The sequence below is a fragment of the Actinophytocola sp. genome, from assembly GCF_036002505.1.
Classification (GTDB): Bacteria; Actinomycetota; Actinomycetes; order Mycobacteriales; family Pseudonocardiaceae; genus DASYTH01.
This window is the reverse complement of sequence record NZ_DASYTH010000023.1, coordinates 1-10,443: the sequence shown is the minus strand read 5'-3', so window position 1 is coordinate 10,443 and position 10,443 is coordinate 1. Positions and strand designations below refer to the sequence as shown.

The 10,443-nt window shown below is 69.4% G+C and carries 8 protein-coding genes, 1 pseudogene and 1 riboswitch; of the genes and pseudogenes, 1 reads left to right on the top strand and 8 read right to left on the bottom strand.

The window, feature by feature from the left end; genetic code table 11:
* Positions 1-593: 593 nt before the first annotated feature.
* Together VGR06_RS01170 and VGR06_RS01165 are read right to left on the bottom strand one after the other, a co-directional pair.
* Entirely contained in the window at positions 594-1,013 is a 420-nt protein-coding gene (locus tag VGR06_RS01170; protein ID WP_327557026.1) for a hypothetical protein, read from the bottom strand.
* Positions 1,014-1,026: 13 nt separating this feature from the next.
* Entirely contained in the window at positions 1,027-2,322 is a 1,296-nt protein-coding gene (locus tag VGR06_RS01165) for an aminotransferase class V-fold PLP-dependent enzyme (protein ID WP_327557025.1), read from the bottom strand.
* Positions 2,323-2,356: 34 nt separating this feature from the next.
* A riboswitch (SAM riboswitch) is annotated at positions 2,357-2,472 on the bottom strand.
* A 44-nt stretch (positions 2,473-2,516) separates the two neighbouring features.
* Here VGR06_RS01165 and sthA point away from each other — a divergent pair.
* Positions 2,517-3,929 (top strand): Si-specific NAD(P)(+) transhydrogenase, encoded by a 1,413-nt coding sequence (sthA, locus tag VGR06_RS01160; protein WP_327557024.1) that lies wholly within the window; start codon positions 2,517-2,519, stop codon positions 3,927-3,929.
* On the opposite strand, the gene VGR06_RS01155 is transcribed toward sthA, so the two are convergent.
* From VGR06_RS01155 to VGR06_RS01130, 6 genes and pseudogenes are all read right to left on the bottom strand, one after another.
* Positions 3,926-5,404 carry a potassium/proton antiporter gene (locus tag VGR06_RS01155; protein WP_327557023.1) on the bottom strand — a complete coding sequence of 493 codons (1,479 nt, stop codon included), beginning with the start codon at positions 5,402-5,404 and terminating at the stop codon, positions 3,926-3,928. The genes sthA and VGR06_RS01155 overlap by 4 nt on opposite strands.
* A gap of 66 nt (positions 5,405-5,470) precedes the next feature.
* Positions 5,471-5,725 (bottom strand): DUF167 domain-containing protein, encoded by a 255-nt coding sequence (locus tag VGR06_RS01150; RefSeq protein WP_327557022.1) that lies wholly within the window; start codon positions 5,723-5,725, stop codon positions 5,471-5,473.
* Positions 5,726-5,731: 6 nt separating this feature from the next.
* Positions 5,732-6,100, bottom strand: coding sequence for a nitroreductase family deazaflavin-dependent oxidoreductase (locus tag VGR06_RS01145; RefSeq protein WP_327557021.1), 369 nt, complete (start codon positions 6,098-6,100; stop codon positions 5,732-5,734).
* Between the two features lie 12 nt (positions 6,101-6,112).
* Positions 6,113-9,226 (bottom strand): isoleucine--tRNA ligase, encoded by a 3,114-nt coding sequence (gene ileS / locus VGR06_RS01140; RefSeq protein WP_327557020.1) that lies wholly within the window; start codon positions 9,224-9,226, stop codon positions 6,113-6,115.
* Between the two features lie 233 nt (positions 9,227-9,459).
* Positions 9,460-9,996, bottom strand: coding sequence for a hypothetical protein (locus VGR06_RS01135; protein ID WP_327557019.1), 537 nt, complete (start codon positions 9,994-9,996; stop codon positions 9,460-9,462).
* A 176-nt stretch (positions 9,997-10,172) separates the two neighbouring features.
* Positions 10,173-10,443, bottom strand: a pseudogene (locus VGR06_RS01130) (cell division initiation protein); the annotation flags it as partial.

Here is a 10,443-nt window from a genome sequence, read left to right as displayed (position 1 = left end):
CAACGACTACGCACCCGCTGCGCTACCACCCGACGAGCACGCGGATGCCTCAACCCCGCCTAACTTCGAAGAGCCCCCATACTGCCACGGCTGTTTCAAGATCACCTGAGTGGTTGTTGTTGCTGATGGGACCGTGGTGACGCCAGGAACGCCAGTGGCTCGGCAGTCGTGCGATGAAGGGGGCCTCCCTCACGCCGAGCGTGACGAAGGCCCCCTTCATCTCACTCACTCCACAATGGACACTGAGGTATCGCCGAGGTCCCGCACCACCGGCACACCACCGGCCTTGGATAGCACGTGCTGAGCCGCTGCTTAAACGATCTTGAAACGGCCCTGCCCATACTGCACAGCCAGCTCGAACGAGTTCCGATGGTGAATGGCAGCCTGCCCATGCTTCGTAGCGACAACATAACTGTTGACAGAGGCCGCCAATTCCACGAGTGCTGTGAGAATTCGCTCCACAATGTGTCTTGCATAGCGGTCGCTACGCAAGACTTCGACGTCAGCCAGATCAGGTCGAGCGAGGTCACTGAGCAGATCTCGGATCGAGCTGAGCTTCGACTGTATGATGGCAGGGTCGAATTGGCGAGAACTCATGTCAGCGACTCCACTAACAGTTTCAGGCTCAACATCCGAAACCACTCCGTGTCCATTCGCTCCATATTGGCTCGATCCAGCTCACGGGCGTACACACCTGGCTCCGACTCGTAAAGCAGTTCACCGACCAGGGCGTGCTGACGAGCGACCGATCCGGCGCGGTCGAGGTCGAGCAAATCGACGTCATCCGAGTCGGTGAGTGCCATGAGGTCAACAACCAGATCGACTATGTCGAAGTGTGTTCCAGGGCGGCCCGACGCAGCGATGTCCACGTCGTGGGCGGTCGGCTCGTCGCGGGAGGCGCTGCCGAAGAGCGTGACCAGCCGCAGGTTGTGGCGCTCGACGAGCGCGTCGAGCTCACCGTTGTCCATGGCGCCGCGGAGCCTGCGCACCGCTTCGGCCGGGGTCGTGCCCATGACCTGAGCGTACTCAGGCGTTCGCGATGAATGGGGGAAGCGGGCGTGAGTCGGCCGACGGAGCCCACCGCCCATCAACCAACGCGTAGTCCCACCGCGGCTCATCGTGCAAACCGGCGATCAACCTGTCGACATGCTCAGCCGTCGAACCAAGCCCCAGACTCGCCCGCAGTGCCCGATCTCCAGACCCGAGCAACCGCCGGGTCGCGATGTGTGCGCAGAACAGCCCGTCCCGAACACCGACACCATGCTCGGCCGACAGCACAGCCGCCAGCAGGCCGGCGTTGCGACCGTCCACGGTGAAGCTCACCACCCCCACCCGGTCATGATCGGGCCCGAACAGGCTCAGCGACCGCAACCCCGGCACCGACGCCAACCCGGACCGCAGCCGGGCCAGCAAGTCCCGCTCGTGCGTGATGATCGCGTCCCAGTGCCGGGCCAGGGTCGAGCAGGCGACGGCCAGCGCGTGGACGCCGACGACGTTGGGCGAACCGCCCTCGTGCCGCTCCGGGCCATCCGACCAGGAAACACCGCGAGAGGTGACGGCGCGAGTGGCGCCGCCGCCGATCAGGTACGGCGGGGCGGCACGGAGCCAGTCGGCGCGACCGATCAGGGCCCCGGCGCCGAACGGGGCATACAACTTGTGGCCGGAGAGCGCGACGTAGTCGACGTCCAGCGCCTGGATGTCGACAGGCCGATGCGGGGCCAGTTGCGCGGCGTCGAGAGCGATCCGGGCACCGTGCCGGCGGGCGACCTCAGCCAACCGGGCCACCGGCCACACTTCACCCGTCACGTTGGACGCCCCGGTCACCACCACGAGCCGCGGACCTGCGGGACACGAGCGGAGCGCATCCTCGAGCGCCAGCACGGCGTCGCCCGGATTCGGCGGCGTCGGCAAACGAAAGACGTGCGGCCCGCGCCAGGGCAGCAGCGCGGCGTGGTGCTCGGTGTCGAACAGCACGACCGAGGTGCCCGCCGGTACCGCGCGAGCCAGCAGGTTCAGCGCGTCCGTGGTGTTCCGGGTGAAGATCACGGTGTCGGACCGGTGCGCGCCGACGAAGCGGCGCAGCACGTCCCGGGCCTGCTCGTAGACCCGGGTGGAGACCTGCGAGGCGAACCCGGCGCCGCGATGCACGCTGGCGTACCACGGGATCAGCTCGTTGACCGCATCCTGCACGGCTTCCAGGCACGGTGCGCTGGCCGCGTGGTCGAGGTTCGCGTACGGCACTGTGAGGTCTGTGCCCACGAGCGGCACGTCGAGCCGGGCACCGGCAACGGCGGGCACAGCAAGGTTGAGAGCGAGGGTCATGGTGGCCTCCAAGGTCCACATCGGACCCGGGGAGGGCCCGCGCTTGCCCACCCGCACCCCGCGGAGGGCCAGGTCCTCACCCGGGGCACCCCACCGCGGTTGGAGGGTTGCCGGCCAGCAAGCCGGGGCTTGACGCTGGCACTCATGACCTTGCCGGCTAGTGTAGCCGACCCCGGCCGGTCAGACTGAGCCGTATGAATGACTTCGACGTGCTGGTGCTGGGCTCCGGCCCGGGTGGGCAGAAGGCCGCGATCGCCGCCGCCAAGCTGGGCCGCAAGGTCGGCCTGGTGGAGCGGCGCAACATGATCGGCGGCGTGTGCATCAACACCGGCACGATCCCGTCCAAGACGCTGCGCGAGGCGGTGCTCTATTTGACCGGGATGAGCCAGCGCGAGCTGTACGGGCAGAGCTACCGGGTCAAGGAGGACATCACGATCAGCGACCTGACGGCGCGGACCAGCCACGTGGTCGGGCGCGAGGTCGACGTGATCCGCAGCCAGCTCGCGCGCAACCACGTGTCGATCATGCCGGGGCTCGGCCGGTTCCGGGACGCGCACACCGTCCAGGTGTCCGACGGCTCCGGCCAGGAACGGGTGGTGACCGCGGACAAGATCGTCATCGCGGTCGGCACGGTGCCCGCCCGACCGTCCAGTGTGGACTTCGACGGGCAGACGATCATCGACTCGGACGGCATTCTCGGGCTGGACCGCGTGCCCCGCTCGATGATCGTGGTCGGTGCCGGCGTGATCGGCATCGAGTACGCGTCGATGTTCGCCGCGCTGGGGACCAAGGTCACCGTGATCGAGCAGCGGATGAAGATGCTGGAGTTCTGCGACACCGAGGTGGTCGAGGCGCTGAAGTACCACCTGCGCGACCTGGCCGTCACGTTCCGGTTCGGCGAGACCGTGGCCGCGGTGAACCGCTACGCGCAGGGTGCGGTGACGATTCTGGAGAGCGGCAAGAAGATCCCGGCCGACACGGTGATGTACTCGGCCGGGCGGCAGGGCATGACCGAGGCACTGGACCTGCCGGCGGCCGGGCTCTCCGCCGACGCCCGCGGTCGGATCAAGGTGGACGAGTACTTCCGCACCAAGGTCGAGACGATCTACGCGGTCGGCGACGTGATCGGCTTCCCGGCACTGGCCGCGACGTCGATGGAGCAGGGCCGCCTGGCCGCACACCACGCCTGCGGCGAATCGGTGCACGAGATGCACGAGCTGCAACCCATTGGCATATATACGATCCCGGAGATCAGCTACATCGGACGCACCGAGGACGAGCTCACCCGGGACCGGATTCCCTTCGAGGTCGGGGTTTCCCGCTACCGCGAGCTGGCCCGCGGGCAGATCATCGGCGACTCCTACGGCGTGCTGAAGCTGCTCGTCTCCCCCGACGACCGCTCCCTGCTCGGCGTGCACGTGTTCGGCACCGGCGCCACCGAGCTGATCCACATCGGACAGGCGGTGATGGGCTGCGGCGGCACCGTCGACTACCTCGTGGACGCCGTGTTCAACTACCCCACCCTCGCCGAGTCCTACAAAGTGGCGGCGCTGGATGCGATGAACAAGATCCGCCAGATCTCGATGATCGGCGAGTTCGGCGGCTAGTTCCCGGTCTCCCCGCGCCACCGCGCGTACCGGCCGGCCCGGTCCACCGCCCGGATCCGCCGCTCGGTGGCGGTGCGCGCCTGCTGGGTGGCGACCACGAGCAGCTCGTCACCCTCCTGCAGGCGGGTGGTCGGACCGGGCGTGAAACCGTTGCCGTTCCGGGAAACGAGGCTCACCGTCGCCCCGGGTGGCAGGCGCAACTCCGCGAGGTACACGCCGTGCAGCCGGGAGCCGGGCGGGATGCGCACCTGGAGCAGCTCCGCGCCGAGGTTGTCCAGCGGCGCGGCGTCCACCTCGAGCTCGACGGACTCCGCGTCGCGGCGCAGGCCCAGCACCCGGGCCAGCAGCTGCAGCGTGCCGCCCTGCACCAGGGTCAGCATGATCACCAACACGAACACGGCGTCCACCAACCGGCGCGCCCCGGGCACCCCCTGCGCGAGCGGGATCAACGCCAGCACGATCGGCACCGCGCCCCGCAACCCCGCCCAGGAGATGAAAGCCTGCTCCACCAACCGGACCCGGAACGGTGCCGCCGAGGCCAGCACGGACAGCGGCCGGGCGACCAGGATGACCACCGCGGCCGCGATCACCCCGGGCACGAGCGCGTCGAGCAACCGCGACGGCGAGGAGAACAGGCCGAGCAGCACGAACAGCCCGATCTGGGCGAGCCACCCGAACCCCTCGGCGAACGAGAGCGTGTCCGCGCGGTGCGGCAGCCGCGAGTTGCCCAGCACCAGCCCGGCCACGTAGGTGGCGAGCAGCCCGGAGGCGTGCGCCAGCTGGCCGGTGGAGAACGCGGCCACGCACACCGCGACCGTGGCCAGCGGGTAGAGGCCGGTGGCCGGCAGCGCGACCCGGCGCAGCGCCAGCGCGCCGAACCAGCCGAAGGCGAGCCCGATGAGCCCGCCGGCGGCGAGCTCGTACAGCACCACCAGCGGCAGGTTCCAGTGCAGCGCGGCGCCGGAGGACAGCAGCACCACCGCGATGTAGCACGGCGCGTCGTTCAGCCCGGACTCCAACTCCAGCGCGCCGACCAGCCTGCGGCGCAGGCCCAGGCCGCGCAGCACGCTGAACACCGCGGCGGCATCCGTCGGCGCCAGCACCGCGCCCCACAGCAGCGCCAGTCGCCAGTCGAAGCCCAGCAGGAAGTGCAGCGCTGTGCCGGTCACCCCGATGCTCACCGCCACCCCCACGGTGGCCAGCGCCAGCCCCGGCCAGAACGCCGGCCGCACATCCGGCCACCGCGTGGTCAGCCCGCCCTCGGTCAGGATCAGCACGAGCGCGGCCAAGCCGAGCACCTGGGTGAGGATCGCGTTGTCGAACCGGATCCCGAGCCCGGCCTCGCCAAGGGCCACGCCGATCGCGAGGTAGAGCAGCAGCGAGGGCAGCCCGAGCCGGACCGACACCCGTACCGCGAGCACGGCCACCAGGACCACCGCCGCGCCGATGCCGAGCGCGATCGTCAGCTCGGCCAAAACCCCGCCTCCCGCTCAGTCATCAGAGGGGGATCATCTTCCCAGGTAGCCGCGAGATGTCCGAATTCAGCCGAGCAGCGTGGTCAGCCGTGCCGGGTCGGCGTCCACCTCGACGAGCTTGTCGCGGCTCCGCTCCCCCCGCACGATCACAACATCCCGAGCCCGAACCCCGAACGCCTCCGCCAGCGCCCGCCGCACCGCCTCATTGGCCCGACCGTCGACGGCAGGCGCGGAGACCGCGACGATCAACGCGTCCCCTTGCCATCGGCCGCCCACCCGGGTTCGAGCGGCCCCGGGCTTCACCCGAACAGCGAACCTCACGCCGGCTCATTCACCGAGCTCACCCACCAGCACCCGGTTGCGCAACGCCACCCGCCGGACCACCGCCCCCACCGCGGGGTCCGAAGCGTCCACCACCCGTGGCCCGTGCAGCGTCATGGTCCGCCCCGCGCGCACCACCTCAGCACCATCCGCCGCCAGCACGTTCCGCACCCAGTCCGCCCGCTCCCCGTACCACAACACCACAGACAACCGGTCCCCCGACCGCGCCGCCACCACCGGCGTCCGGTACACCCGCCCCGACTTCCGTCCCTTGTGGACGATCATCGCCCACGGCGGCAACCACGGCGCCCACACCCCCTGCACCCGGTTGGTAACCCTCTTGTTGAACCGGGCCAACCCACGCGACCACGCCATGGACCGATTGTGTCAGGCGCGCACGACCTCCACCCGAACCGTGACGCCGTCGCCGACCGTGCCTTCGAACCCCTCGCCGACCGGGCCGTAATTGACCGAGTCGGCGAGGGTCTCGCCGGCGATGAAGGCCTCATGCACCCGGGCGGCCGCTACGACATCCTCGGGGGCGTCGACGGCGAGGGTGATGCGGTCCGACACGTCCAGGTCGGCGGCGCGGCGGGCCTGCTGGACGACCCGGACGAGGTCGCGGGCGAGGCCCTCGGCGGCCAGTTCGGGCGTCACGTCGGTGTCCAGAACCACGAGGCCCGAGCCGCCGGGGAGCTCGGTGGTGGCGCCGCGGTCGGTCGCCACCAGCCGGCGCTCGTACTCGCCGGGCAGCAACTCGATGCCGGCCGCGAACACCGTGCCGTCCTCGGTGGCCCACTCGCCGGCCTTGACCGCGCGGATCACCTTCTGCACGTCGCCGCCCAACCGGGGCCCGGCGGCGCGGGCGTTGACGGCGAGCTCGAAGTGGCCGTGCCGGGCCACGTCGGTGGTCAGCTCGACCGCCTTCACGTTGACCTCGTCAGAGATCAACGCGACGAACGGCTCCAGCACCGGGGCGTCCGAAGCCGCGACCACCAGGCGGGCCAGTGGAAGCCGCACCCGGAGGCGGGCGGACTTGCGCAGCGACAGCGCGGCCGAGCACACCTGGCGCACCCGGTCCATCCCTGCCACCAGCGCGTCGTCAGCCGGCAGAAGGTCAGCAGCAGGCCAATCGGCGAGGTGCACCGAGCGCTCGCCGGTCAGCCCGCGCCACACCGACTCGGCGGTCAGCGGGAGCAGCGGGGCGGCCACCCGGCAGACGACCTCGAGCACGGTGTGCAGGGTGTCGACGGCGTCCCGCTCGCCGGCCCAGAACCGGTCGCGCGAGCGCCGCACGTACCAGTTGGTGAGCACCTCGAGGAACTCGCGCACGGTCGCGCACGCACCGGACACGTCGTAACTGTCCAGTTGGGCGGTCACCGAGGCGACCAGGTCGTGCGTCTTGGCCAGGATGTAGCGGTCCAACACGTGGGTGGAGTCGACCCGCCAGGTACCGGACACGCCCTCGGCGTTGGCATACAGGGCAAGGAAGTACCAGCTGTTCCACAACGGCAGCACGGCCTGGCGCACGGCGTCGCGGATGCCGCGCTCGGTGACCACCAGGTCGCCGCCGCGCAGGATCGGCGAGGCCATCAGGAACCAGCGCATGGCGTCCGAGCCGTCCCGGTCGAACACCTCGTTGACGTCCGGGTAGTTCTGCCGCGACTTGGACATCTTCTGCCCGTCGTCGCCGAGCACGATGCCGTGCGCGATGCAGTTGCGGAACGCCGGGCGGTCGAACAGCGCCGTGGCCAGCACGTGCATGGTGTAGAACCAGCCGCGGGTCTGGCCGTTGTACTCGACGATGAAGTCGCCCGGGTAGTGGTGCTCGAACCAGTCGTGGTTCTCGAAGGGATAGTGCACCTGGGCGAACGGCATCGAGCCGGACTCGAACCAGCAGTCCAGCACCTCGGGCACCCGGCGCATGGTCGACGCACCCGTAGGGTCGTCCGGGTTGGGCCGGGTCAGCTCGTCGACGTACGGCCGGTGCAGATCCGTGGGACGCACCCCGAAATCACGTTCCAGCTCGTCCAGCGAGCCGTAGACGTCGGTCCGCGGGTAGGCCGGGTCGTCGGACATCCAGACCGGGATCGGCGAGCCCCAGAAGCGGTTCCGCGAGATCGACCAGTCGCGCGCGTTCTCCAGCCACTTGCCGAACTGACCGTCCCGGATGTGCTCGGGCACCCAGTTGATCTGCTTGTTCAGCTCGACCATCCGGTCCCGGAACTCGGTCACCGCGACGAACCAGGACGACACCGCGCGCTGGATCAGCGGCTCGTTGCACCGCCAGCAGTGCGGGTAGGCGTGGTCGTAGGTCTCGTGCCGCAGCACCATCCCGCGCGCCTTGAGGTCGGCGATGATCTGCCCGTTGGCGTCGAACACGTGCATGCCCTCGTACGGCGGTACCTCCGGCCCGAACCGGCCCTGCGCGTCGACCGGTGTGGCCGGCGCGATCCCGGCCGCGTCGGTGACGACCTTGTCCTCCTCGCCGTACGCCGGCGCGATGTGCACGAGACCGGTGCCGTCATCAGTCGTCACGTAGTCGGCCGACAGAACCTGATGCGCGTTCGCAGTCCCGACAAAGAAGTCGAACGGCGGCGTGTACCGCCGCCCCACCAACTCACTCCCCCGATACCGGGCAACGACGGACGGCTCCTCCCCCAACTCCCGCGCATAAGCCGAAACCCGCGCCTCAGCCAGCAGATACCGCTCCCCGTCGTGCTCAACCACGACGTACTGGACATCCGGATGCACCGCCATGGCCAGGTTGCTCGGCAGCGTCCACGGCGTCGTCGTCCACACCAGCGCCAGCTCGCCGGTCTCCAGCCGCAGCCCGACGGTCACGGCCGGGTCCTGCCGGTCCAGGTAGACGTCGTCCATCTTGGTCTCGGTGTTGGACAGCGGCGTCTCGCAGCGCCAGCAGTACCACAGCACCCGGAAGCCCTCGTAGATCAAACCCTTGTCCCACAAGGACTTGAACGCCCACATGACGCTTTCCATGTAGTCCAGGTCGAGCGTCTTGTAGTCGTTGTCGAAGTCCACCCAGCGGGCCTGCCGGGTCACGTACTCGCGCCACGCGCCGGTGTAGCGCAGCACCGAGGTGCGGCACACCTCGTTGAACTGGGCGACCCCCATCTCCTCGATCTCGGCCTTGGTCTTGATGCCGAGCTGGTGCTCCGCCTCCACCTCGGCGGGCAGCCCGTGGGTGTCCCAGCCGAACCGGCGCTCGACGTGCTTGCCGCGCATGGTCTGGTAGCGCGGCACCAGGTCCTTTACGTACCCGGTGAGCAGGTGGCCGTAGTGCGGCAGGCCGTTGGCAAAGGGCGGGCCGTCGTAGAAGACGAACTCGTTGGACCCGTTCTCCCCCGCGGGACGAGCATCCACAGTGGCCTGGAACGTCTTGTCGCGCGCCCAGTAGTCCAGCGTCGCCCGCTCCAGCGCGGGGAACGACGGCTGAGCGGGCACCGTGCCATCACCGTGGCTCGCCTTGGGGTAGGACATCTGAGTGGTACTCCTCGCCAATCGCAACTGCCAAAAGTTGCGAGGACGAAGCAACAGAGCTCCGCGGTACCACCCCGCTTGCCGCCGCACCGACGCGACGACCACTCGAAGCCGGCTGTGACGGGCCGTCCCGTCCGGTTCTACTAGGGCTGACGCCCGTTCTCCCGGAGGCTCCCCGGTGATGGCCGGATCAGTGCCTGTGTTTCACAGCGTAACCCGTACCGGCAACCCGGTTACGGCGTGGCCCCCTTGCCGGCCCGGTGCTTCGCGGCCAGCACGGCATCAGGCCCGCACCGCGCGCACGGCGTGAACCCCAACTGCCGCGCCTCCGAGATCGCCAGCGACAGCGTCGCGCGACCACCAAGCCAGGCGCAGTCATCGAGGTGGTAGCGCGGATGCTCGTCGACCACCCGCACCTCGACCGACAACTCAGACACCACAAGCAGATCCGAGGCGTCAGTCGCCTCCTCATCCGGCTCGGAGTCATCGACGACCACCGAGACCGGTTCCGGTTCGGCAACTTCAACCTCGTCGGCCGGCTCAAGATCCGCCAGCGACTCAACCTCGTCCGGTTCCTCCGGCTCATCAACCCGGGGCGCCGACGTCGCCGCCACCCGCTGCCGCCCGCGCAACCAGTCGAACACCAGCAGCGCCGCGGCGACCACACTGATGCCGACGGATACCCACGCCCATACCGTGTTGGCCGTGGTGAGGGCGGCGATCAGCAGCGCGAACGCCGCAATGACCAAAACAAGAACGAGATACAGCATCAACAATCCAGTCGACGGCCGCAGCACTCCGGCCGATGCCATTCAGCCCCGAGTCGGGGGGTCCGGGGGGCGGAGCCCCGCCGGCCGGGGGTCTGGGGGCTTGGCCCCCAGAAGACACCTGAACGAGGGCCTCCAGCGAGCGCGTTCCGCGAGCACACGTCGCCCAGGCTCCTCGGTCAGCCGGCTTCGGCGCGCGGGCCGAAGGCGTAGCCCTGCTGGCTTCGCCCGCCGCCGTCCGAGGCTGAGGCGGCCGATGGTGCCGCGGACCCGCGGTCGCCGAGCTCGCGGAGGCTGGACTCGAGGAACGTCTTCAACCGGGTGCGGTACTCGCGTTCGAACGTGCGCAGCTCGTCGATCTTCTTCTCCAGCGAGGTCCGTTCCGCCTGGACCTGACCGAGGATCTCGTTGTGCTGCCGCTGCGCGTCACGCTCCAGGGCGGTGGCCTTC